The following is a 24,402-nucleotide window of genomic DNA, read 5'->3' as shown; positions in this document are numbered from 1 at the left end:
CGGTTAGAAGGGAAGTGCGCAAGTATACCGTATGCACACACCGGAATAATTGATGAAGAGAATGTATTGAGTGAAATTACCGGGTGCGCAAGGCACCCGGCGGGAAGGATTACAGGCGGGCGGGCGCCGTTTTATGCTGCGGCAGAGAGCACCAGTTGTTTTTATCCACGATGCCGCCGTTCGGCGAGGTGTAACCGAGGCAACCGAGGATGGTATCGAACAGCTCGACGTGGCGATGCGTTTTGCCGATGCGCTGCTGCGCCTGCAGCTGCTCAAAGGCGCTGAGGTGCTGCGGGTTCTCGAGGAACTTGTCCGACGCCCATACGATCATCGGCACGCGGAACTGCTCCGGCGGCGCCATTTCGCGCGGCGTGCCGTGCAGGTGCGTATTCTCGCCGATCGATTCGCCGTGGTCGGCGGCATAGAACACGATGGCCTTCTTGTCGCGCACCTGGTCGATCACATTACTGATAAAGCTGTCGGTATACAGCACCGTATTGTCGAAGGCGTTGATCAGCTGCGCCTTGGTGCAGGAATCATCCACCCCCATGCACTCCGGCTGATAGCGCGCATAGCTGCGCGGATAACGCTGCGAGTACAGGTAGTGCGAGCCTTTGGTATGCAGGATCACCAGGTGTTTGCCCTTCGGATAGCGCGCCAGCGACTCCTTCATTTCGTCCACCAACAGCATGTCATCGACCGCCTTGCCGTCGTTGCGCTTCTCGGACGCGATCATCTCGCGGAACGAATAGTTGTTCACCTCGGTGTTGTTGTAGAACCACACCTCGCTCTGCATGGCGAACAGCTCGGAAGAGAAGCCCAGATCCTTCAGCACCGCGAACACGTTCTGCTCTTTCAGCGTGCGCTGCGGGTTATCCTCGGTGCCGCCTTCGCGCACGAACATGCAGCGCAGCGACAGCTTGGTGGCGGTGTCGCACGATTCGCCGCGAAACGCCACCAGGTTCTTCTCTTTCGACAGCCGCGGCGTAGTATCGCGCTCATAGCCCAGCATGCCCATGTGATCCCAGCGCGTGGTCTCGCCGATGATGAACACCACGTAGGTATCGTCGATATCCGCCGGCGGTACATAGGTGAAGTGTTTGCCCGGATCGAACATCGTGCTCTGGTCCTGGCTTTCGTCATAGCGGGTATAGGCAAACAGCCCCAGCGCCGACAGCCAGTTGGACGGCAGATACGAGTGCGCCACCACGCCGCCGTAGCTCGGCAGATCAACGTTGGCGAGCTTCTCCTGCACGCTCTGCTCGTCGTCCAGCATACGCAGCGGCAGCCAGACCAGCGCCACCACCGCCAGCAAGACCAGCAGCGGCTTGATGCGATGACCAGGGGTTTTCAGCTGTTCGATCAGGGTGTAACGCAGGCCGTTTTTCCAGATCAGCAGCAGCGGCAAGGCACTGAGCGCCACCATCCACAGCACGAAGTGCAGGCCAACCACCTCTTTCGACAGATCGATGTCGGTGGTCATCACCGACACCACGATGCCGTAGCCGATCACCACGTTGAAAAACGTCATGTAGTAGCTGGCGGCGACCGAAATCAGCACCAGCAGCGAAGCGACGATGCGATAAAACAACCGGCCGCCGAGCGACACCAATCGCATGATAAAGAAAGTGAATAAAACGATGGCGATCACTTCCGTCACCGCCGAAATAAGCTTAATCCCCTGAATGCCGTGCGCAAGCGAGTCAAAACGGCGATAGAAAACGGACAGGTTTAAAAAGATGCCGATATAGATCGCTAACAATAACGATAAATTCTGCTGTGATAGCGATTTTATTTTGTTCATGTAGTGCGGTGGCTCCGGAGGGCGATAGCAGTTCTGAGTTTTTCAGACAGTCAATGCGGCTGCAGGTTCAGCCAACCGGCAATAAGCGTGGTTTTGCAGGCGACAATCAAGAGAATTCTCACAAAACAGGTTTTTTTTACCCTGTTGTGCGAACTCTGGAAGGGAAAGCAAGACAAGAAATGGAGGGAGACCCCTCCATTTTTCAGAGCGTCGGCGAAAAACGTTATTTCACGTTCAACGTCACGTCGATATTGCCACGGGTGGCGTTGGAGTATGGGCACACCACGTGCGCCTTTTTCACCAGATCTTCCGCCACGCTGCGCTCGATGCCCGGCAGCGAGATATCCAGCTGCACTTCGATGCCGAAGCCGTTCGGGATCTCACCGATGCCGACGGTGCCGTCGATCTTGGCTTCGGCCGGGATTTTGACCTTTTCTTTCGCCGCGACAAACTTCAACGCGCCGAGGAAACAGGCCGAGTAACCGGCGGCGAACAGCTGCTCAGGGTTGGTGACTTCGCCGCCGGCGCCGCCCATCTCTTTCGGCACGCCCAGTTTCACGTCCAACACGCCGTCGGAGGAGGTCGCACGGCCGTCGCGGCCGCCGGTTGCGGTGGCGTGAGCGCGGTAAACCACTTTCTCAATAGACATCGTTCATTCCTTCTTGCTGGTTGGCGAGATGACTACGGCTTCCACGAGGTAAAGCCGGTCACATATTTATCTTTTGCGATTAAATCGCGCACTACTTATTTTTGACACTTATTAACCAGTGTAGACCACCCGCGCCGTTCTTGCGTCCGGCGGCGGCGGGTCAAATCTGATCGATCAGGCTGCCGCGCAGCTTTTCCAGCTGCTGTTTGAGCGAGACGATCTCGTCCAGGCTGCAGTCGGTGGCGCACATCACCGCCTCGGGCACCGATTGCGCCCGCTCGCGCAGCGCGCGGCCGGCTTCGGTCAGGGCGATGATCACCTGCCGCTCGTCGGTGGTGGCGCGATAGCGCACCAGCAAACCGGCGGTTTCCAGTCGCTTCAGCAGCGGCGTCAGCGTGGCGGAATCGAGGAACAGCCGCTCGCCGATATCCGATACCGTCACCCGATCGCGCTCCCACAGCACCATCATCACCAGGTATTGCGGGTAGGTGAGTTCGAGCTGGCTCAACAGCTTGCGATAAACTTTGTGCAGCGCCAGGTTGGCGGAGTACAGCGCGAAACAGAGCTGCTGATCGAGCTGCAGCAGGTTCTTCGCCTTGGGTTGTTCGGTCTCGGTGCTTTTCATGTGTGTGAATATAGATAGCGCACGATGTAATCGCAAGCTATTTCTTGTGAGGTATGCTACATTTTTTTCATGCAGAGGATGCTCGGAGGGAAAGGAAATGACGAACACGCTTGCAGAACGCGCGCGCCGCTACGCCACCAAGGCGCATGCGGCCATCGATCAGCGCCGCAAATACACCGACGATCCGTACATCGTCCACCCGCAGGCGGTGATGGAGCTGGTGCGCAGCGTACCGCACACCGAAGAGATGCTGGCGGCCGCCTGGCTGCATGATACGGTGGAAGACACGCCCACCACCCTCGGCGACATCGACAGCCATTTCGGGCCGAAGGTGGCAGAGCTGGTGCGGATGTTAACCAACGTCAGCCACGCCGAGGACGGCAACCGCTTTGAGCGCAAAAACCGCGATCGGCGCCACAGCGCCGGCGCATCGCCGCAGGCCAAAACCATCAAGCTGGCGGATCTTATCGACAACACCCGCTCGCTGCTGGACTACGACAGCCACTTCGCCCAGACCTACCTGATCGAGAAACAGCGCCTGCTGGAGGTGCTGACCGAAGGCGACCCGACGCTGTGGCGCCAGGCCAGCCATATCGTTGAACAGGGGCTGCTCAGGTTGCAGCAGCCGCCGCACAACGTGCCCGCCAGCTGGTTCGAACACGCCCGCCGGCGCTACCGCGAGAGCGACGCGGCCTGATCAGAAGGTCACCACCGTTTTCAACGCCGTCACCCAGGCGTCCTGCGTCTCGCTGACGCCCGCCGGGTGATGCCAGTACTGCAGGCCCGGCTGCAGCTGCAGCCACGGCGTGACGTTAACCCGGTAATACAGCTCCGCCGTCACCGAGTGGCCCGGCACCGGCCGGTAGTTCGGATCGTGATAATCGCTGATGCCGCTCATCTGGTTGAGATAACGCTGATTGTCTTTGTAGCGGTCGCTCAGCTTCACCACCGAGACACCGAGCCCCAGCCAGTCGTCCGGCCGCGCATCGAACAGCCCGCGGTAACGGATGCCGGTCGAGGTAGACCAGTGCAGGTAGTTGCTGCGCTGATCTCCCAGCCCCAGGCTGTAAAACACGCTCAGGCCACGGTTGACGTCATCCGCATGGCGCGTCACCTGCTGGTTGAAACCGGTATACAGGAACCAGGTGCGATCGTGGCTGCGATAGCCCTGCGGATCGCTGGCACCCGGCCCGCCGGACACCCCTTCATAAAGATCGCTCTGGCGCGCGTTGGTGAACAGCACGCCCAGGTTATACACCCCAGGCAGCTGGTTGACGGCGTGGGTTTTCAGCTCCAGCTCCATCGGCAACAGGAAGCCTTTGCTGCCCTTGGTGGACCAACTCCAGGCGTGGCTGCGGCTGGGGGCGCTCGGGTTCTGCTCCATCACGCCGCCCTTGAGCGTCAGGCCGTCGGTCAGCTTGTATTGCAGCGTGGTGCCCCAGTAATGCACGTTCCAGTTATACCAGGTCAACGAGTTGGCGGACTTGCCGCCGCACAGCGTCAGCGTCTGAAAATCGCAGGGAATGATCTGATCGAAATCCTGCACCTTGTTCATCATGCCGATACGCCACTGCAGCCGGCGATCGAGGAAGGAACGGCTGAAGGTCAACCAACCCAGCCGGGTAATCGACTGCCCGCCAAAGCTCTCCTGCGACAGATCGGTCAGGCCGACGCGCGGATCCTGCAAGCGATCGCGGGTCAGGTTGTTGTCATGGTTGCGGTTGACGATATTGCCTTCGATCGCCGCGTCCGGAATGCCGGTCAGCGCCTGCAAATCCTGGCTGAAGGTCAACGAGAACTGGTCGATGTACGACGCCTGTTTGTCGTGGTTGTAACCGCCGCCGGCGTTATACGACAGCTGGCTGAGGTAGCCGAGGTTATAGTGGAAGCCGTGATCCTCCAGGATCGGCCTGATCCCCAGCATATCCCCCAACAGCCCGGGCTGCGGCGGCTCAAAGCCAAGCGCCACCCCTTCCCATTTGGCGGTGGGGGCTTCGACGTCCTTGCCGGTTTGCAGCGTTTCCGCCTGCGCCTGGCTACAGAGCAGCGCCAGCGCCGCCAGGGTCATGGAACGAGGTAATAAGCTTTTCATCATTATTATATTTCTCCGCATAACGGCTGACTGCGGGCAACAGCATTCCCTGGGAGAGAATTTCCCATCATGAACAGCAGCGAATAACGTTAGGTTAACGCCCGGCGTTTGCCGCCGGGCTTAGAGGCTAGCGCCGGTCTTTCAGGCTGGCGCCGTTGCTGTGGATCACATCGCGATACCAGTAGAAACTCTTCTTGCGGCGGCGCTCGAGGCTGCCGTTGCCGGCATCGTCCCTGTCGACGTGAATGAAGCCGTAGCGCTTCGACATTTCCGCCTTCGAGGCGCTGACCAGATCGATCGGCCCCCAGCTGGTGTAGCCCATCACCTCGACGCCGTCGTCGATCGCTTCCGCCACCTGCACCAGATGGTCATTGAGATAGTTGATGCGGTAGTCGTCGTGGATGCTGCCGTCGGCCTCGACGCGATCTTTGGCGCCCAGCCCGTTCTCGACGATGAACAGCGGCTTCTGATAGCGGTCGTACAGCACGTTGAGCAGGTAGCGCAGCCCGATCGGGTCGATTTGCCATCCCCACTCCGAGCTGGCCAGGTGCGGGTTCGGCACCATATCGAGAATGTTGCCGCGCGCCGTCTCGTACTGCGCCGGGTCGGCGGTGACGCAGCCGCTCATGTAGTAGCTGAACGAGATGAAATCGATGGTTTCGCGCAGCGTTTGCCGATCTTCCTCGGTGATCGCCACCTGAATGCCGTTTTCACGGAAGAAGCGCTGCATATAGGCCGGGTAATAGCCGCGCGCCTGCACGTCGCCGAAGAACAGCCAGTCGCGGTTTTGCCGCTGGGTTTCCAGCAGATCTTCCGGCTTGCAGCTCAGCGGATACAGAATGCCACCCAGCAGCATGTTGCCGATTTTGCCCTCCGGCACGATCTCGTGGCAGGCCTTCACCGCTCTGGCGCTGGCCACCAGCTGATGGTGAATCGCCTGATAGATGGCGCTTTTGTCGCTCTCCTGCGGCAGGCCGACGCCGGTGAAGGGCGCGTGCAGCGACATGTTGATTTCGTTGAAGGTCAGCCAGTGTTTGACCTTGTGCTTGTAGCGTTCGAACACGGTGCGCGCATAGCGCTCGAAGAAATCGATGGTGCGCCGATCGCCCCAGCCGCCGTAGTGCTTCACCAGGCCGTAAGGCATCTCATAGTGCGACAGCGTGATCAGCGGCTGAATGCCGTACTTCGCCATCTCGTCGAACAGCCGATCGTAAAACGCCAGCCCGGCTTCATTCGGCGTCTCTTCGTCGCCCTGCGGGAAAATGCGCGTCCAGGCGATCGAGGTGCGCAGACACTTAAAGCCCATTTCGGCGAACAGCGCGATGTCCTCCGGATAGCGGTGATAGAAATCGATCGCCACATCCTTGATGCCGCTGTCACCCGCCGTGCGCGGCGTAATGGCGCCGAAGATGCCCTGCGGCTGCAGATCGGAGGTCGACAGCCCCTTGCCGTCGGCCTGATATGCGCCTTCTACCTGGTTCGCCGCTACCGCGCCGCCCCACAGAAAATGTTGCGGAAACTTGCCGTTCATCGCTTGCTCCTCAATTAGCGTAATAAAGTCAGCAGCGGCGCCTGTTCCTGCACCGGAGACAGGCCGCTGGTCAACACGTCCACGTAGTCATCGCTGTTGCTGATGATGATCGGCGTGGTGGTGTCATAGCCGGCAGCATGGATCGCCGCCTGGTCGAACTCGATCAGCAGATCGCCCGGGGCAACCCGCTCGCCTTCCCGCACGTGGGCGGTGAAATGCGCCCCGTCCAGCTTCACGGTATCGATACCGACGTGGATGAGAATCTCCGCGCCGTCGTCCGATTCGATGCCGATGGCGTGTTTGGTTTTGAACAGCGACGCCACGCTGCCGCTCACCGGCGCCACCACGCGCCCCTGCTGCGGCGCGATCGCCACCCCTTTCCCCAGCAGGCCGCTGGCGAAGGTCGCGTCGTTCACCTGATCCAGCGGCACGATGTCGCCGGCGATCGGGCTGAGGATGGCCTGCTTGCGGTTAAGCGGCGCGGCGGCTTCAGGCTGCGCCGCGTCTTCCGCCGGTGCGACGCCGAACAGGTAGCTGGCCAGCGCGGCAAACACGAACGACAGCAGGGTGCCACCGATCGCGCCCCATACCGTGGCGTCGATGCCGCCGCCGGGGATGATCTGCGCGAAGGTGAATACGCTCACCAGGCCGAACGAGTAGACCGAGGTATGGAAGTAGCCGATCACCGCACCGCCCAGCGCGCCGCCGATGCAGCCGAAGATGAACGGGCGTTTGTTCGGCAGCGTAACGCCGTACACCGCCGGTTCGGTGATGCCGAAAATCCCGGCGCCGATGGCCGAAGCGGACAGCGCCCGCAGCTTGGCGTCGCGGGTGCGCAGCATCACGCCCAGCGTGGCGCCGACCTGCCCCATTACCGCCGGCAGCAGCAGCGGCACCATGGTGTCGCGCCCCAGCACGCTCAGGTTATTGATCATCAACGGCACCAATCCCCAATGCAGGCCGAAGATCACGCACACCTGCCACATCGCCCCCATAAAGGCGCCGGCGATGATCGGGTTAAAGGCGTAAATGCTCTGATAGCCGTTGGCCAGCAGGTGGCTGAGCCAGGTCGCCGCCGGGCCGATCAGCAGGAAGGTCAACGGCACGGTGATCGCCAGGCACAGCAGCGGCGTGATGAAATTGCGCAGCGCGCTGTGGATCACCCGGTTAAACAACGGCTCCAGGCGGCAGGACACCCAGGCCGCAAAGATGATCGGGATCACCGACGAACTGTAGTTGATGAAGGTCAGCGGAATGCCGAAGAAGTATTCGCGCACCGCACCCGGCTGCTGCGCCGCTTCGAACGCCGCCATCATCAGCGGATGTGTCAACGCGCCGCCGATCGCCATGGTGACGAAGGGGTTGCCGCCAAATTTTTTCCCGGCGGTGTAGCCGAGCATGATCGGGAAGAAGTAGAACAGCGAGTCGCTGGCGGCGAACAGCATTTTGAAGGTGCCGCCGCTCTCCAGCAGCCAGCCGCAGGCCAGGCTCAGCGCCAGGAAGCCTTTCAGGATCCCCGAAGCGGCCATCACCCCGAGCAGCGGGGTAAAAATACCGGACACCAGATCGATAAAGCGGCTGAGCAGGTTGTCTTTTTTGCCGCCCGCATCGTCGCTCGGCGCGCCCTCGGCCAACCCGCCAACGCGGTTAACCGCGTCGAACACCTCCGCCACGTGGTTGCCCACCACCACCTGGAACTGGCCGCCGCTCTCCACCACCATGATGACGCCGGGGTTTTTCTTCAGCGCTGCCGCGTTGGCGCGAGTGTCGTCACGCAGCTTGAAACGCAGGCGGGTGGCGCAGTGCACCAGGCTTTTCACATTGTCGCGGCCACCGACGCCGGCCAAAATCTCACTGGCTAATGTGTCATATTTCATACGGTTATCCTTAGACTTCGCGTTCTGCCGCTCCCCTCCCCGCACTGGCCTGGCGCTGAGGCGGAATTCGGCGCAAAAAAAAACCTAAACCTCGCGGCCTCTGCCCCATCGGGGAACAGAAACACGAGGTTTAGGTTTTGCCTGCCGTAGCAGTAACAACCCTAAATCGGTTGAGTTATGACGTTAACACCGCAGATTTTGCCGAGGCAAGCCTTTGCGCCGGCAAATTGCCGAACTGTGATCGCGGGGGCAAAACGGCCTCAATGCGCGAAATAATGCATGCCGCCATCTACCGGGATCACCGCGCCGGTGATATATCGCGCGAGCGGGGAGCAAAGAAACGCCGCCAGATAGGCCATGTCTTCCGGTTCGCCGAAGTAGCCGATCGGGATATGTTGCGCAATGAACGCCTGGCGCGCTTCATCGCAAGCGTATAAGCGCTCACGGATCTGTTCACTGTTGATACGTCCGGGTTGCAGCGTATTGACGGTAATCCCCTGCGCAGCCACGTCGCTGGCCAATCCTTTGGCCCACAGATGCAATGCGCCCTTGGCGGCGCTGGCGGCGCTCAGGCTGCGCGGCTCCATCGATCCGCTGATGTTGATCACCCGGCCCCAGCCTTGCGCCTGCATGGCCGGCAACAGCGCCTGAGTCAATCTGCGGGCCGGCGTGAAGTTCAAAGCGAAAGCGTCATCCCAGCTGCGATCGCTGTCGTTCAGCGTCGTGGGGTGAAACGCACCTACCGCGTTGATCAGGATATCAACTGTCCCCACCTGGCGCAGTGCCTGCGCCGCCAAACGGGCTATCGCCTCAGGGTCGGTCACGTCTGCAACGATCACCTGCGGACGCACCGCCCCTTGCCGTTCCACCTCATCCGCCAAGGCCTGCAGCCGGTCACCGCGTCGTGCGGTGGCCACTACCTTGACACCTTGAGCGGCCAATACCCTGACCATGCCGGCACCGATCCCTTCGCTGGCGCCCGTGACCAATGCCGTGCGTTGCTGCAATTGCAAATACATAAGAAAACCTAATTGAATAATTCAATTTAAAAGGAAACGTTCACACATTGAATCACGCCGTTATTCGTGTGAATATTCCCGAAAATCGCATCATTAATGTGCAGGAATTCACCGATGTTTGACTGGCAGGATTTAAAACACTTCGTGGCGCTGGCGCGCACCGGTTCGTTGTCGGCGGCAGCGCGGGAGCTGGGTTGCGATCACGCCACCGTCGGGCGACGCGTAGCGGCGCTGGAACAGGCGCTCGGCCTGCGTTTGATCGTGCGCCATCCGCGCAGCACACCGTTGACCCAGGACGGGCAGGCCATCGCCGGGCTGGCGGCGGAGCTCGAGGCGCAAAGCCAGGCTATTGCCCGCCATGCGCGCAGCGCCGGCGCAACGCCCCAGGCCGCCGTGCGCATCAGTGCGCCGCCGTCGATCGCCGCGCATATTCTCGCGCCGCGCATTGCCGCATTTAACCAGGCTTTTCCACAGATCGTCGTCACGCTGTCGGGTGAATCGGCGCTCGCCGAGCTGGATCGCGGCGAAGCCGACATTGCCGTGCGCATGGTGCGCCCGCAGCAACCGGAACTGCTGACGCAGCGCATCGGCATGATGCGCTACGCGCTGTATGCCGCACCGGAGCACGCCGCACTGCCCGACGCGGCGCGCCGCTTTCTCGCCTATGACCATCACTACCAACAGCAGCCGCATCAGCAATGGCTGCAACAGCTGTTGCAGGGGCGTCCGGTGGTCTTTCAGGCCAGCGATCTGTTTTCACTGCAACAAGCGGCGCGTTCAGGGCTGGGTGCCGCCGTTTTGCCGACTTTCGTCGCCGATGGCGATCCGGATCTGGTCCCGTTGCCCACGGCCAATGCCGCGCCAACGCGCGAGCTTTGGCTGGTGACGTATCCCGATTTGGCGCGCACCGCTGCCGTGCGCGCGGTGATGAATTTCCTGGTCGAAACGCTCGGCAAAACGTGCCCATTACCGGCATAAAGCATCAGAATGACTAATATAAATACTGGACAAAAGTCACGCGGGGGATTATTACTGGTCAACACTTAATCGAGAGTAGGGATGGCAGTCATCATGGTGTTGCGTACTGATGTAGGACGGATTCTGATCACCGGCGCCGGCGGCCGGGTAGCCACGGCGTTTCGTCAGGCAATGGGCGATCGCTACGCGCTGCGCCTGGCGGAACGCGACATCAGCCTGCTGAACGATCTGCAACCCGGCGACGAAGTCATCAGCTTCAACATCGCCGATCTCGACGCCTGCCGCGCGGCCTGCACCAATATCGACACCGTGTTGCATCTGGCGGCCGATCCCTCCCCCGACGCCGACTTCTGCGGCTCGTTGATGGACAACAACATTCTCGGCACCTTCAATATCTTCCGCGCGGCGAAAGACGCCGGCTGCCGCCGGGTGGTGTTCGCCAGCAGCGCACAGGCGGTGGAAGGCTATCCGCTCGACTATCAAATCCGCCCGGATGACGCGCCGAAACCGAAGAACCTGTACGGCGCCAGCAAAGCCTTCGGCGAAGGCATCGCCGCCTACTTCGCCCATCAGGAAGGGCTTTCCGCCCTGTCGGTGCGCATCGCCAACTTCACCTCCCTCAGCCCAGGCGATCGGCTCAGCGCTCGCGACATGAGCGCGTTTCTCAGCCATCGCGACGCCGCCGATCTGCTGGAGCGCTGCATTCGTGTCGAAGGGGTGCAATATGCGGTGGTGCACGGGGTTTCCAATAACCGCTACACGCGTTTATCGCTGGAAGAGACCCGTCGCCTGTTGGGTTACGCCCCGCAGGACGATGCGTTCAGCCTACTCGGCTTCGAATAGCCTGGGCGGAAAGGGAAACAACGCCGGGAGGAACCCGGCGTTGGGACAGCATTACGGTTTTTCGGCGATCTTGCGCAGATATTCGTTATTTTTAAACGCAATGATGATCATCTCGAACGCCACGCGCACGAACACGCCGCCGACGATGATGCCGAACAGGCCACGGAAGAACTCGCCGTAGAACATCATGCCGATGCCGCTGATCAACACGCCCAACAGCGCCAGCCAGTAAACGGCGGTGATGATTTTTGGCGTCAGCATCGCGTCGAAGAAGAAGATATTTCTCATGTGGATCTTTCCTTAGGCAGGTCTTTCATTATCCCAGAGGTGCCGTGCAAGCGGCCACCATGTATATACATGGTTAATGATAGCGGCTAAGAGTTGATGCCGAACAGATAAATGGGGGCGGGAGAGGATAAGCGTTTATGTTTTATGCGGCTAACGGCGTGCGGCGGATAAAAAACCGCCGCACGCTGTCACTTAGCCGTTGGCGTAAACGACTTTTGCCGCGGTGCGGCTGGTGAACAACACCAACAGCAGCGCCAACCCGGCGATAATCGCCCCCATCACCGGCACGAAGCTGTAGCCCAGACCGGCGGAGACCACCGCGCCACCGGCGGCGGCGCCCAGCGCGTTGCCCAGGTTGAAAGCGCCGATGTTGACCGAAGACGACAGCCCCGGCGCTTCGCTGGCCACGCGCATCACGCGCATCTGCAGCGGCGGCACCACGGCAAAGGTCGCCGCGCCCCAAATCACCATGCTCACCGCAGCGCCGATGTCACTGCGCGCCAGCAGCGGGATCAGCAGCATGATGGCCACCAACAGCAGCAGGAAGCCCTTCAGCGTCGCGCTCTCGGAACGGTCGGCGAACTTGCCGCCGAGGTAGTTACCGATCGAGAAACCGACGCCGATCAGCACCAGCATCACCGTCACGAACAGCGGCGTCGCCTCGGTGATGTGCTGCAATACCGGCGAAATGTAGGTATAGAGCGTGAACATCGCGCCCGCCCCCAGCACGGTCGTCAGCAGCGCGGTCAGCACCTGCGGCCGCACCAGCACCGACAGCTCGCGTTTCACGTCAGGGCGCGCGCCGGCGCTGCCTTTCGGCAACGAGAACCACAGCCCCAGCATGGCGATCACGCCCAGCCCGGCCGTCGCCAAGAACGACATGCGCCAGCCGATGGTTTCACCCAGCCAGGTCGCGGCGGGCACCCCGCCGATATTGGCGATGGTCAGCCCCATAAACATGGTCGCCACGGCGCTGGCCTGTTTCTCTTTCGGCACCACGCTGGCGGCCACCACCGATCCGAGGCCAAAGAAGGCGCCGTGGTTCAGGCTGGTGATGATGCGCGACAGCATCAGGGTGGTGTAATCCGGCGCGATGGCCGACAACACGTTGCCTAGGGTAAAGATCGCCATCAGGAAAATCAGCGCGCTTCTGCGCGCCCGGTGCGACAGCAGCAGCGTCATCAGCGGCGCGCCGACCATCACGCCGACGGCGTAGGCGCTGATCAACATGCCGGCCATCGGAATGGAGACGTCCACCCCTTTGGCGATGGTCGGCAGCAAGCCCATGGGAGAGAATTCGGTGGTGCCGATGCCGAACGCCCCCACCGCCAGCGCTAACAAGGGATAATTCACTTTCATGCAACAACTCCGGTTTACCGCTGCCGAAGCGCGGGAACAGTTAAGATGCCGAAAGTATGACATTGATCACAACAAAGATAAGCAGGCGGGAGGCTAAAAGACTTTTGCAAATTTGTTAAAAGTGCGGCGGGAGGAGGCATCCGTCATCCGGTGTGATCACGCATGGCAGCCGCCCTACCGCTGCCCTTCCATCCACGCAAGAAAATCCATCATCCGGTCGGCAAAGGCAGCGTCGTTCGCCTCGCCAACCGCATGAGCCAGCAAGTACGCCATGTCAGCCTGCTGTGCCGGATAGCGCGCCAGCAGCTGCTCGGCATAGTCGGTTAACGTTGTCGGCCAGAATGCGCTGTCCTCGGCGCGCAGCATGTTGGTCGCGCGGATCAGCTTTCTGGCCGCTTCGCGCTTTAAGCGCTTCTCATCCGGCACCGGGCTTGCCTGCAGCAGCTGCTCCCGATAGTGCGCCAACACGGGCCGTAAATCGGCATTGACCGCCAGCGCGATGCGCCGATCGGGCCGAAACAGCGGAAAAGCGGCGGACACATCTTCGCCCCACAGGCAGCGGCAGTGATGCTTCAGCCAAAATCCCCAGGAATGGCAATGCTCGGGGTTCAACGCCTCCTCGACGCTGCCGATGTCAAAGTCGACCTTGCTCACGATCCGCTGCTCCAGCTGAAAAGCCTGCCGCCACGCCTCAAGGCGCTGCAACGCCTCGCTATCGGCCGACTTGATGAGCAACAGCGTGATGTCCAGATCGGACACGCCGGGAATGGCTTCGCCGCGCGCGACGCTGCCGTAGAGGTAAATGCTGTGGATGAGCGTCGGGAATTGGCGCGGTAGCCCTGTCGTCAGCGCCTCCAGCAGCGGGATAAAAGCCTGCTGCAGCGGAAACGCTGTCACTGTAGGAATCAAGCCCACCTCATGCCCTCCCACTGCGCACTTTGCCCGAGCGCATTTCGATGTTCCGCTGCAGTTCGCGCAGCCCGCCGGCCAGGAAGCAGGCTTCCGCCAGTACGAACAGCGGGCCGATGATAAGGCCCGTCACGTCGTCCATAAACGCCGGTTTTCTCCCCTCCCAGAAGTGCCCGACAAACTGAAACAGCCAGCCGATGACGAAGCCGCCGATACCGATGCTCAGCCACGCCGCCGTCGACAGCGACGCCACCCAGGCGCCGAACCCGAGGCACAGCAGCAGCAACGCCAGCATCATGGCGCCAAGGCGCAGATTTAGCCTCAGGTAATAGAGGGCCGCGACGATCACCACCGCGCAGGCCGGCGAAAACGGCAGCCCTCCCGCGCCCCACGCCGGCCGGGAGAGCAGCGCCAGCAGGCTGACGACGATCAGCGGGATGCCGATAAAATGCGTGGCAATATTGCGCGCATCGCGGTGATAGGCGGCATAAGCGGCAAGTTGATCTTCCAGACTTCGCATGTTGACCTCCGGTATGTGCGGCCTTCGTCGCCAAACGCGCGCCGCCGAACGCGGCTGCCCTTACCCATAGCTTAGCGCGGGATCACCAAGACCGGTTGGCCAATCTCATCCAGCAGGCCGCGCGTGACGGAGGCGTTCAGCCAGCGCCCCAACGAAGACAGGTGGCGGTGCGAGATGATCAGCAAATCGCAGTTGAACAAAGCCATCTGGTCCGGGATCACCTCGATGGGCGCCCCCGCAGCCAGCAGGCCCTGGGCGTTGAAGCCCATCTGTTTCAACGCCCGCGTCACCTGCCCGACCTGCTTTTCCGCCAGCGCCTCTTCGCGCTGGGCGGCGGGATATTCTTCGCGCTCGTCGCTGTCGAAACGCAGGCCGCTGCGGCTGAGCGTGAAGGCATTGTCTACCACCGTCAGTACGATCACGCCGCCGATGCTGCCTTGCAGACGCGCCATAAAATCCAGCGCGTTGCCGCTGTGTTCAAAGCAGTCCACCGCCAATAACACTCTCTCAATCATAACCATCCTCATTCGCCCGAGTTACATCGCGCCCTTGAAATTAGCTTCGCCCTTTTTCCAATAACCTTTGGCAAACAAGGCGGCGCGGGAGATGCCCATTTCGTTGATAAAACGCGCCTTCAGATACGCGGCGACCTGGTGTTCGCAGGCCAGCCACACCTGCCCTTCCCCGGCCGGCAGTTCGCAGTGGCTGACGGCCTGCACCAGCGGGCTGTTCATCACGCTGTCGAAATGCCGGGTGCGTATTTGCCAGCTGTTCATCTGCAAAAAGGAGCAATCGACATCCTGAATCTCCTGCGCATCGCCCACTTCGGCGAACCACAGCACCGGCAGCGGGGTAGACAGCGAGGCGAGGATAGTGCGCATGGCGGGCAGCGCGGTCTCATCGCCCAGCAACAGTAGCCAGCGAGTTTGCGGCAACAGCCGGAAGCCGCCGGAGCAAGGGCCGGCAAACCCCAGCTTGTCGCCCGGCATCGCGTCGTGCGCCCAGTTCGACGCCGGGCCTTCGCCGTGCAGCACCATATCGATATCGAAAGTGCGGGCGAGTTTGTCGATGCCGCTCAGGGTGTAGGCCCGCCCGGCCAGCGTGTCGCGCCACGGGAAGAACACCTTGATCCAACTGGCCGGCTCCTGCGCGCGCGGGTCGGCGATAAACTTATCCACATCGTCGCCGCTCAACGTGATGCGGCGGATCCGGGCGGTGACTTGCCGCACGGCGCTCACCCTGGCCTCGCGTTTACGGCGGGTATCCCTTTCCAGCATCTCGTCGACAATCTTATTCAGCGTGTTGTGCATCAGCCTTCTCCTGTGGCGCCGCAGACGGGTAGGTGTGTTCCCAGCCGCCGCCCAGCGCTCGATAGATATTCACCACGGCGATCGCCGTCTCCTCCTGTGAAACAATTTGCGCGGACTGCAGATCCAGCAGCGCGCGCTGCGTGCTCAGAACGTGGATAAAATCGCTGGCGCCGTTCAGATAGCTGTCGCGCGCCAGCGCAAACGCGTGTCGGTTGGCGGCCAGCGCCTCGGCCAGATGCGTCTGGCGGCGCTGCTGGGCGCGGTAACCGGAAAGCGCGTCGTCGATCTCATGCCAAGCGCGCAGCACCGTTTGCTGGTAGGCGATGGCCATTTCCTGCTGCCGGTATTCGCTCAGGCGCACCCGCTGGGTGATTTTCCCCCCGTCGAACAGCGGCAGATACAGGGCGGGGCCGATGGCGAAGGTATGCGTGGACCAGCTGCCCATATCCGCCAGCGCCAATGCCTGGTAGCCCGCGTTGCCGGTCAGCGTGATGCGCGGATAGTAGTCGGCGGTGGCGACGCCAATCTCGGCGGTCGCCTGATGCAAACGTTCCGCCGCTTCGCGAATATCCGGCCGGCGCAATGCCAGATCCGACGGCACACCCATCGGCACCGCGCGCACCAGCGCCGGCAGCGGCCCCGTCGGCGACAACATCGCTTTCAGCGCGCCCGGCCGCTCGCCCAACAGCAGGCTGATGGCGTTGTTCAAGCGTTCCTGTCGATCGAACAGCGTCGGCAGCAGGGCATCTACCTGCGCCAACTGCACCTGCGCCTGATCGATATCCAGTTCGTTGCCCGCACCGCTTTGATAACGGCTTTGCGTCAGCTGCAGCGTGCGCAGCGCCGTGGCGCGGTTTTCCTGCGCCACCGCCAGCTGCTGCTGCGTGGCGCGCAGACGCAGATAGTCGCTCGCCACCTCCGCCGTCACCGACGTCAGCAGCGCGCGCCGATTCTCCTGCGAAGCGGCGAAGCCGGCGCGCGCGCTTTCCGATGCGCGACGCAGCTTGCCCCACATGTCCAACTCCCAGGTGGCGCTGAATCCGCCGCGCCAGAGGTTATAATCCGCCTCTCCGCCGTTGCCGGACGGATCCATGCTGCCCACCGAGGTGGCGCGCTGGCGCTGATAGGCGCCGTCCAGGCTCAGATCCGGCATCAGCGCCACCTCGGTCACGCCCAGCAGTGCGCGGCTTTGCTGCATGCGCGCCGTGGCGAGCTGCAGATCCAGGTTGCCGGCCGCCGCGCGCTGCACCAGTTGCGTCAGCGACGCATCGTTGAATATCGACCACCAGGCCACCGGCAGCGCCCCGCCGCCGGCCTGCTGACCCCAGCTCTCGGGCAGCGCGTTTTGCGGCCGAGCGTAGTCCGGCCCTACCGCCCGGCAGCCGCTCAGCGCAATCAACAGCAGCGAGATCACAGCCCTGTTCATTGCACGCCTCCGTCCAGCGTATTGATGCTGACGTCTGCGGACATGCCGACGCGCAGGGCGCCCAGCAAGGCGGCATGCTCTTTATTGATATCGAACACAATCTTCACCGGGATGCGCTGAACGATCTTGGTGAAGTTGCCGGTGGCGTTCTCCGGCGCCACGGCCGCGAAGCTGACGCCGGAAGCCGGCGCAATGCTGTCCACCTGCCCTTTCAGCGTTTGGCCGGGAAAGGTATCGATATGGATGTCTACCGACTGCCCGTGCGCAATTTTTTCCAGCTGGGTTTCCTGGTAGTTGGCGATGATGTACAGCTTGTCCTGCGGCACGATGGCCAGCAGCGCATCGCCCGGTTTGACGAACTCCCCGACCCGCAGGCTTTTCTTGCCGACCACGCCGCCGATCGGCGCGGTGATGCGGGTATAAGACAGGTTCAGTTCAGCCATCGCTTTCTTCGCCTGCGCCAACATCAGCTCGGCATCGCTGTCCGCCAGCTTGGCTTGTAGCACCTGCTCCATGTTTCGCGCCGCTTTGAGCGTCGCCTCCGCCTGCGCCACATTGGCGGAAAGCGTGTGCACCCGCGTTGTCGCCTGCTGCGCCGCCTGCTGCGAACCCGCGCCGCTGCTGGCCATTCTCTGGTAGCGGTTCTGCTCCTGGCGTGCAAACGCCAGCTCCGCCTGCGCCGCCTGCCGCTCCGCCAGCGCGGCGGCGATCAGCGCGCTCTGGCGGGTGAGGTTAGCCCTGGCGTCGTCCTGCCGGGCGCGGGCCGATTGCTCCTGCGCCGTCGCCTGCGCTAGGGCAACGTTGAATTCACGCGGGTCGATCACCGCCAGCAACTCCCCCTGTTTGACCCACTGATTGTCCCTGACCAACACCTGCGCAATTTCACCGGCAATCTGCGGAGAAATACGCGAGATATCGGCGCGAATATAGGCGTCGTTGGTATTCTGCTGTGTCTCTTTAATAAGGAATTTATTGATTAATAATCCCAGCGTAATGACGGTAACCGCCAATACGGCGACGGCGACTTTCTTGTTAGCCATAAAAGTGACTCCACTTAATATTTATTTCTGATGATAAAATGTCAGGCGGCGACCGAACGCGGCGGATAAATACGGGTCGGCATAAATAAAATCAGCACGGTCAGTAATAACGCCAGGCCGGCAACCAACAGATAAAGATCGGCGCTGGCCAGCACGTGGCCCTGCCGAGCGGCAAGCTGCGCCAACTGCTCCGCCGACCCCGATGCGCGGCTGTAGGCCGAGCCAAAACCGTCGGCGATCGTGCCGGCGTGATAGTCCCCACGCTGTCGGCTGAGCAGCGCGATGGCGCCGCCGGCTGCGGTGGCAGCGAAACCCTTCACCGCGTTGAACCAGGCCGCCGCAAACGGCCCGTCGGTCGGCAACAGCCCACCGGTCGCCTGCATGAGCAACGGGATGATCGCCATCGGTTGAGCGACCGCCTGCAACAGCGCGATAACGCGAAACGTGTCGCCGTTCCATTCCGGCGTCAGCTGGGCAGCCAGCACGCAGGCGGTGGCCATCAACAGCAGGCTGATCGCCAGCACCCAGCGGCAATCCACCCGCGGCGTATTGCATATCATGGCGACAATCGGCAGCGTAATTAATTGCGGCAACGCCACCCACAGCATTAAGTCGGAAGTTTGTTCCTGACGATAGCCCTGAATCGCGGATAAATATCCCGACGTGATATTGACCAGCGACACCATAATTAACAGCACGCCACCCAGCGTAATTAAGGAGAAGGACAAATTCCTTTTGCTTAATAACTGCAAATTGAAAAAAGGCAGCGGGTGATACCATTCGTTAATCAGAAATAACGCCAATAATCCGCCGCCACCCAATAATAAAACGTAGATCAGCGGCGAGTTCAGCCAGTCGAGGCGCTCCCCCTGTGAAATGCCCACCGTCAGCATGCCGAGCGCCACGCCGCCGAGCAGCAGGCCGCGCCAGTTGAACTGCCGCAGGCGCTCCAGCCGCAGCGGATCCTGCGGCAGACCGTAGCCGATACACACCGCAGCGATCGCCATCAGCGGCAGGTTCCAGTAGAAGTACCCGCTCCAACCCCAGTGAAAGGCGAAGGCGGCGGCGGTGGCGCCCAGCGTGGCGCTCCAGGCGGAGACCCAGCCGTAGGCACCCAGCCCCAGCACCTTGATCAGCGGCGGCATAAAACGCAGCACCACCGTCATCAGCATCGGCGGCAACGCGCCGCCGGCGAAGCCCTGCAGGCTGCGCACCGCCAGCAGCACGCCATACTGTTCTCCCAGCCAGGGCGTCAGCAGCCCACCGGCCAGGTAAATGCCGCACATCGTCAACGCCACCCGGCGCAGCGAAAAGGTCGGCCAAAAACAGGGCGTGAACCCGGAACCGATCACAAAGCCGGTGACGTAACAGGTGGTCAGCCAACTGCCGGCATCGAAGCTCAGCAGCATGCCGCCCTGTATATCCGCCAGCGCGAACTTGCTGGCGTTTTCCCCCACGCCGCTGGCCATCACCGCCAAAAACACGCCGAACAGCCCCAGCCAGGTGCGGCCGTTGATTTCGCCGGCGCTGGCGAGCCATCGATTTTTGTGGTGCGGCGTAACAGACACCTCAACCATTCCCCACTCCTGCTGTTTCAGCCTCAATCTTTGTTGTCGTGGGCAGTATCCGGGCTTATTTCGATTGTTTAAAATGAAATGATGTAATTAACTAGTTGCACAAAACGCAATCCATTGAGCGCACCACCACCGGAGAGGCCATGCCACAAAAAATTGATTTCAACCTGATCTATGCGCTGAATCTGCTGCTGGAAGAAGGCAGCGTGAGCGGCGCCGCCGAGAAGATGAATCTGAGCGCGCCGGCGATGAGCCGCATTCTGGGGCGCATCCGCCGACAGTTCGACGATCCGATCATGGTCAGGGCCGGCAAGCATCTGGTGCCGACGCCGCGCGCGCTGGAGTTGAAACGCCAGCTCGGCGATATCATCGAACAGGCCGCCGCGCTGATCGCACCGAATGATGCGTTCGAACCCGGCAGGCTGACCCGAACCTTCACCATTCGCGCCAACGACATCTTTATCGGCGCGCTGGCGGGCGGATTGCTTGAGACGCTGCGGGAATCGGCGCCGCTGAGCGGCCTGAAATTCATCGCCGAAAGCGACGGCGAGGATGACGCGCTGCGCAGCGGCAAAGTGGATCTGGTGATCGGTTCCTCACGCGACTGGCACCCGGAAATCAAGACGCAGAGCCTGTTCACCAGCACCTTTCAGGCGCTGGTGCGCCCTGGTCACCCGATCATCGGCCAGGTAACGCCCGAAACCCTGACCCATTACCCGCATATCAGCGTTTCTCGCCGCGGGCGCACGCAGGGGCCGATCGACGACGCGCTGCGCGATCTTGGCCTGCAGCGCAACGTCGCCCTGACCCTGCCGGGCTTCCATTCGGCGATGATGCTAACCATGAAATCAGACTTTATCCTGCCGCTACCGCGCCACGTGCTGCAGGGAGTAAGCAACATCCACCTGCCGTTGGCTGAGATCGAGCTGCCGCTCGAGCTGGAATCGGTGTTTATCGTGCAGGCCTGGCATCCGCGCCTCGATCGCGACCCGGCGCACCGCTGGCTGCGGCAGACCATAAAGCAGTTCTTTTTGCAAAGGGAGTAAGGGGGTTAGGTGTTGGGGAGAGAAGACGCTCGCGGCAGAACCCAAATACGCCTGCCAGATAAGCCGGTAATATGGCATTTTGCCGAAGCCCTGCGCATACTCGGTATATTCGATGAAAGCATTAATTATTCAATTAGTTAAAAAATCAGTATCTTGAGTTCCGCTCTATTAGGAGGAGCTCACGGTCTTACATTGTATTTGCTATCTTTTTAACCAATGGATTATGACATGAGAAAACATACGTTTGTCGCCCCCTTGCTACTGTGTTTGACGCCTGCGCTGGCGCTCGGTGCCGCACCGTCCCCCAAAGCTCTCATTAAAACGGCTCCCGTTTACCCTGAACAGGCCCTGTTGAAAAACACCAATGGCATCGTCAAGGTGAAATATGATATCGAGCACGACGGCACGGTCAGCCATGTGCGTATTATGCAGGCGAAACCCGCCGGGATCTTTGACGAGCCGGTGCTGACTGCCATGAAAATCTGGCACTTTGAACGCGGTCAGCCAGTGAAGGATCGTGAATTTACTTTTAACTTCACCACCAAACCGCACAACTCAGTCTATGGCAATGGGGTTCCGTTTCGCTGATCGTACGCTAAATTTTCTCTACCCACACAAGCCGTGCTCTCACAAAAGGAAGGAAGCAAATTAGCCCTACCGGACATCACAGGAGTCGCATTTGATAGCCCATTCATTTGAATTTACTCAGTTTTATCAAGTTAGATTTTGAACCATGCCCCCTATTATGCCCCCAAATGATTTTACTTGTGGGGTTTAAGGGTCAGTTTGGATATCGAAAATTATTGTACGTTAAGCTCATATTTTGACCGTTCGATTTTAGCTAATTGAAGGCGTGATAAATCCCCTGTTAGGTTTCAGCCCTCTATCTTGTCGGTATTCCTCACCTTATGACGACAACTTCTTCGGTTTCAAAGGCGCTTGAGGCTTATGAAGAGAAACCAACAATGGCAATGTAACAATTTTTTAATATGCACATTTAATGCTATCTGTTGTCATGTCGGCGAGTTTATTCAGGGGTTTGAGGGCCAATGGAACGAGATTGTACGTTAGCGAAGTAACTATCTGATATATAAAAATAATAGGCATAGAAAAATGCCCTTAAAATGGTGTCTTTTTAATCGAAAATTGGCATTTAACGGACAGCGTTGTCTGCTAATCGATTTTTCAGACGTTCATTTTTAGCTTGCCGCACGTTTTCGTACGGTTGCCCCTCAAACCCCAAGGACATCTGAGGCCGTTAAAAGCGGCGTCAAAGGCAGAAAATATCTTAACGTGAGTTTTCGTTCCACTGAGCGTCAGGCCCCGTCTCCCCCCATCGAATTGCATGCATAAAAAACGCCACCCGTTCGGATGGCGCAAAGAACATATTCAAAGAATTCTCAGATGAATTTAAATTTTCTCAATGTTACTTCAGCTTCTTTTTTCAGCGTTTTTTCATCAATTTCAATTGATGAACGATCAGGATCTGATGTGTACCGCTCAGCCAGATCAAAAATTTCGTATAAACACCCACTAATCTCCTTGCTATCCTTTGCCAGTACCCCTGAATTACCCTCATCTCGCCATAACTTAAAAAAGCGAGATTCAAAATCTTCAGGTGAAACCTTGGATGACACTAAATCTTTCGTCAAATCAATTAATTTAATACTCATTTCAAACTCCCCGTTTTAATGTAAACCTCATATTGCGGTGTTCCCACAGTTAAATGCCACCCAGATATAAAGTCACCATTTTCCTTCAAAATAACGACGTTATTTGTTTTTGGATTAAAGAATACTTTTGATCCTTTTTCATGAAGGTAAGTCCCTTTCTCCACAGTTCCTTTATCCGCCAAATGCGCCTCAATAGCATCCCTGAACTTAGTCAACGTTTCACGATTTTTCTTCGTGTCACTAACCCCAAAATCACTAGCATGTTTGAGGTATTTTCTATCCAATTGTTTACGTGTAAATCGTCCAGAATCAAGCGGATCACTCAGCACCACATACACCGGCTCTACACCTGTTCCGGCCGCGTCCGGACGCCAGTAGATAAAATCCTGTAGTCCGTTGTGGTCTGCGACCGGCGTCGTGGTCACCGTGATGGTGTCCATCGGTTTCACTTCCGTGCCAGTATGGACGGGGGTCACTGGGACCGGAGGCGGTGGTGTGCCGGTATTTGACGGCGCTGAGGGCGGCTGAGCCGGGTTAATCAGGATGGTCCGCGCAGGGACGCCTGCACCGGCAATTGCCGGAACGGTAATACGGTCCAGACCTGTTTTCGGATCACGCACCCCCGTCAGCACCTGCACCGCCGCCGGAATACCGCCGTTACCGGTTTTCAGCAGCTGCAGCGCCAGTTGCCCATTGCTCTTCACCAGACTCCCACGCGCCGGCATATTCACGGTTTTCATCCCGGCCTCTATCGCCTTCGCATCCGCCAGAGCCCGCGCCGGAAACGCAAACAGCGCAGGAACGTCGCGCCCTGGAACTTGATCACTACCCTGACCAGCAGGTTTTGAATGGAACCAAAGAGTCGCCATCGATGCCTTAAGAAGCCCCGGACTGACCGCCGGAACGGACAGTTTGGACAGCGCATTACTGAACCAGTTGGTAATACTGCCTGCCACATTACCGGCAGCTGTCCACACTCCAGCTCCAGCCAACGCTATCTGCGCCGTCCCCGGCGTCTGATTCAGCACCATAGCGCCCGGCGCTTTGAGCGCCTTATTCGCTTCTGCTACCATCGCCGGTGTATACACGGGAGCGGGTTTCACCCCGGCTTTGTCGAACAAAGCCTTACGGGCTTCCTCGGCCTTACGGGCTTCCTCGGCCTTGCGGGCTTCCTCGGCCTTGCGGGCTTCCTCGGCCTTGCGGGCTTCCTCGGCCTTTCGGGCTTCCTCAGCCTTGCGGGCTTCCTCGGCCTTTCGGGCTTCCTCGGCCTTGCGGGCTTCCTCGGCCTTGCGGGCTTCCTCGGCCTTTCGGGCTTCCTCGGCCTTTCGGGCTTCCTCGGCCTTGCGGGCTTCTGCTTCGGCTTTCGCTCTTGCCTGCGCGTCCAGTTCCCGTTGCAACCCTTCGTTACGTTGCCCGCTGAATACATGGAGAAGTGGCGCAAACCGCTGCATGTATATTCTTTTTGCGTTCGCACCATCGCCTCGACGACAGGCATCCAGCAATTCACGATAATGCTTGTCGTTTTTTATATATGGGCAATTTTTCTTTCCGCAGATAAAACAAATATTATTGGCCAGACATTCTTTGACTTTTTCATCCAACCCAGGGATCGGAATTGCAGTGACTGTCAGGGTCTCCTCTCCATTTTCCCAACTCCAAGATCCGTTTTGCCAATATAATCCGGGTTCAGGTGCCACCCCGTTATTATAATTATACGGATCGTATTTAACTTCCCATTTATGCTCCATAAAATCTCCTTTTTGATATCTGTCATTTTGCACACAAACACTGTGTTTATATATAGTGTTTGATGCTAAACCCTCCTCTCAAACCCGTCAA

The 24,402-nt window shown here is 59.7% G+C and carries 23 protein-coding genes; 5 read left to right on the top strand and 18 right to left on the bottom strand.

Features of this window, described 5'->3' with window-relative positions:
- Positions 1-109 precede the first annotated feature (109 nt).
- The 3 genes from eptB to ACUXAC_RS22305 all read right to left on the bottom strand — a co-directional run bounded on the left by eptB (position 110) and on the right by ACUXAC_RS22305 (position 3,078).
- Positions 110-1,804, bottom strand: a complete 1,695-nt coding sequence (gene eptB / locus ACUXAC_RS22315) for a kdo(2)-lipid A phosphoethanolamine 7''-transferase (RefSeq protein ID WP_060441225.1) — start codon at positions 1,802-1,804, stop codon at positions 110-112.
- 223 nt (positions 1,805-2,027) lie between these two features.
- Positions 2,028-2,453, bottom strand: coding sequence for an organic hydroperoxide resistance protein (locus tag ACUXAC_RS22310; RefSeq protein ID WP_004934114.1), 426 nt, complete (start codon positions 2,451-2,453; stop codon positions 2,028-2,030).
- A gap of 160 nt (positions 2,454-2,613) precedes the next feature.
- Positions 2,614-3,078, bottom strand: coding sequence for a MarR family winged helix-turn-helix transcriptional regulator (locus ACUXAC_RS22305; protein ID WP_049202597.1), 465 nt, complete (start codon positions 3,076-3,078; stop codon positions 2,614-2,616).
- A gap of 97 nt (positions 3,079-3,175) precedes the next feature.
- Between ACUXAC_RS22305 and ACUXAC_RS22300 the strand changes: the two genes are divergently transcribed.
- On the top strand, positions 3,176-3,775 hold the full coding sequence (locus ACUXAC_RS22300; protein ID WP_049274352.1) for an HD domain-containing protein: 600 nt from the start codon (positions 3,176-3,178) through the stop codon (positions 3,773-3,775).
- On the opposite strand, the gene ACUXAC_RS22295 is transcribed toward ACUXAC_RS22300, so the two are convergent.
- The 4 genes from ACUXAC_RS22295 to ACUXAC_RS22280 form a co-directional block, all read right to left on the bottom strand.
- A complete protein-coding gene (locus tag ACUXAC_RS22295) occupies positions 3,776-5,146 on the bottom strand; it encodes a carbohydrate porin (RefSeq protein ID WP_369803993.1) in 1,371 nt (456 codons plus the stop codon).
- Positions 5,147-5,297: 151 nt separating this feature from the next.
- Positions 5,298-6,701 (bottom strand): glycoside hydrolase family 1 protein, encoded by a 1,404-nt coding sequence (locus tag ACUXAC_RS22290; RefSeq protein WP_038875902.1) that lies wholly within the window; start codon positions 6,699-6,701, stop codon positions 5,298-5,300.
- A gap of 14 nt (positions 6,702-6,715) precedes the next feature.
- Positions 6,716-8,578, bottom strand: a complete 1,863-nt coding sequence (gene bglF, locus ACUXAC_RS22285; protein WP_060424259.1) for a PTS beta-glucoside transporter subunit IIABC — start codon at positions 8,576-8,578, stop codon at positions 6,716-6,718.
- Between the two features lie 260 nt (positions 8,579-8,838).
- Positions 8,839-9,597, bottom strand: coding sequence for an SDR family NAD(P)-dependent oxidoreductase (locus tag ACUXAC_RS22280; RefSeq protein WP_197862228.1), 759 nt, complete (start codon positions 9,595-9,597; stop codon positions 8,839-8,841).
- A 114-nt stretch (positions 9,598-9,711) separates the two neighbouring features.
- Here ACUXAC_RS22280 and ACUXAC_RS22275 point away from each other — a divergent pair, with 114 nt between their 5' ends.
- Positions 9,712-10,575 carry a LysR family transcriptional regulator gene (locus tag ACUXAC_RS22275; protein ID WP_147840571.1) on the top strand — a complete coding sequence of 288 codons (864 nt, stop codon included), beginning with the start codon at positions 9,712-9,714 and terminating at the stop codon, positions 10,573-10,575.
- A 93-nt stretch (positions 10,576-10,668) separates the two neighbouring features.
- The gene (locus ACUXAC_RS22270; protein ID WP_149571872.1) at positions 10,669-11,418 is read left to right on the top strand and encodes an NAD-dependent epimerase/dehydratase family protein; all 750 of its coding nucleotides are present in this window, start codon (positions 10,669-10,671) and stop codon (positions 11,416-11,418) included.
- Positions 11,419-11,469: 51 nt separating this feature from the next.
- Here ACUXAC_RS22270 and ACUXAC_RS22265 read toward each other — a convergent pair whose 3' ends face one another.
- From ACUXAC_RS22265 to ACUXAC_RS22225, 9 genes are all read right to left on the bottom strand, one after another.
- Positions 11,470-11,706, bottom strand: coding sequence for a DUF4282 domain-containing protein (locus ACUXAC_RS22265; RefSeq protein ID WP_019452598.1), 237 nt, complete (start codon positions 11,704-11,706; stop codon positions 11,470-11,472).
- 192 nt (positions 11,707-11,898) lie between these two features.
- Positions 11,899-13,065, bottom strand: coding sequence for an MFS transporter (locus ACUXAC_RS22260; RefSeq protein WP_039568202.1), 1,167 nt, complete (start codon positions 13,063-13,065; stop codon positions 11,899-11,901).
- A gap of 174 nt (positions 13,066-13,239) precedes the next feature.
- Positions 13,240-13,962 carry a nucleotidyltransferase domain-containing protein gene (locus ACUXAC_RS22255; protein WP_421115344.1) on the bottom strand — a complete coding sequence of 241 codons (723 nt, stop codon included), beginning with the start codon at positions 13,960-13,962 and terminating at the stop codon, positions 13,240-13,242.
- 19 nt (positions 13,963-13,981) lie between these two features.
- On the bottom strand, positions 13,982-14,494 hold the full coding sequence (locus ACUXAC_RS22250; RefSeq protein WP_060441232.1) for an Mpo1 family 2-hydroxy fatty acid dioxygenase: 513 nt from the start codon (positions 14,492-14,494) through the stop codon (positions 13,982-13,984).
- Between the two features lie 71 nt (positions 14,495-14,565).
- Entirely contained in the window at positions 14,566-15,009 is a 444-nt protein-coding gene (locus ACUXAC_RS22245) for a universal stress protein (protein ID WP_060423462.1), read from the bottom strand.
- Between the two features lie 21 nt (positions 15,010-15,030).
- Positions 15,031-15,804 carry a siderophore-interacting protein gene (locus tag ACUXAC_RS22240; protein ID WP_060424273.1) on the bottom strand — a complete coding sequence of 258 codons (774 nt, stop codon included), beginning with the start codon at positions 15,802-15,804 and terminating at the stop codon, positions 15,031-15,033.
- Positions 15,785-17,230, bottom strand: coding sequence for an efflux transporter outer membrane subunit (locus ACUXAC_RS22235; protein ID WP_454266882.1), 1,446 nt, complete (start codon positions 17,228-17,230; stop codon positions 15,785-15,787). The genes ACUXAC_RS22240 and ACUXAC_RS22235 overlap by 20 nt, the downstream gene beginning before the upstream one ends.
- On the bottom strand, positions 17,227-18,270 hold the full coding sequence (locus ACUXAC_RS22230) for an HlyD family secretion protein (protein WP_387443970.1): 1,044 nt from the start codon (positions 18,268-18,270) through the stop codon (positions 17,227-17,229). The genes ACUXAC_RS22235 and ACUXAC_RS22230 overlap by 4 nt, the downstream gene beginning before the upstream one ends.
- Before the next feature lie 41 nt (positions 18,271-18,311).
- Entirely contained in the window at positions 18,312-19,847 is a 1,536-nt protein-coding gene (locus ACUXAC_RS22225) for an MFS transporter (RefSeq protein ID WP_089186643.1), read from the bottom strand.
- Between the two features lie 140 nt (positions 19,848-19,987).
- Between ACUXAC_RS22225 and ACUXAC_RS22220 the strand changes: the two genes are divergently transcribed.
- Both ACUXAC_RS22220 and ACUXAC_RS22215 read left to right on the top strand, forming a co-directional pair.
- Positions 19,988-20,890: a LysR family transcriptional regulator gene (locus ACUXAC_RS22220; RefSeq protein ID WP_169317938.1), complete on the top strand. Its 903-nt coding sequence runs from the start codon at positions 19,988-19,990 to the stop codon at positions 20,888-20,890.
- Between the two features lie 228 nt (positions 20,891-21,118).
- The gene (locus ACUXAC_RS22215) at positions 21,119-21,478 is read left to right on the top strand and encodes a TonB family protein (protein WP_193776825.1); all 360 of its coding nucleotides are present in this window, start codon (positions 21,119-21,121) and stop codon (positions 21,476-21,478) included.
- 812 nt (positions 21,479-22,290) lie between these two features.
- On the opposite strand, the gene ACUXAC_RS22210 is transcribed toward ACUXAC_RS22215, so the two are convergent.
- A complete protein-coding gene (locus ACUXAC_RS22210) occupies positions 22,291-22,563 on the bottom strand; it encodes a colicin immunity domain-containing protein (RefSeq protein ID WP_072270057.1) in 273 nt (90 codons plus the stop codon).
- Entirely contained in the window at positions 22,560-24,311 is a 1,752-nt protein-coding gene (locus ACUXAC_RS22205; protein WP_454266881.1) for an S-type pyocin domain-containing protein, read from the bottom strand. The genes ACUXAC_RS22210 and ACUXAC_RS22205 overlap by 4 nt, the downstream gene beginning before the upstream one ends.
- Positions 24,312-24,402: the final 91 nt, after the last annotated feature.

Source organism: Serratia sp. 121840015-1, from assembly GCF_053627655.1.
This window is presented reverse-complemented; position numbering and strand designations above follow the sequence as displayed.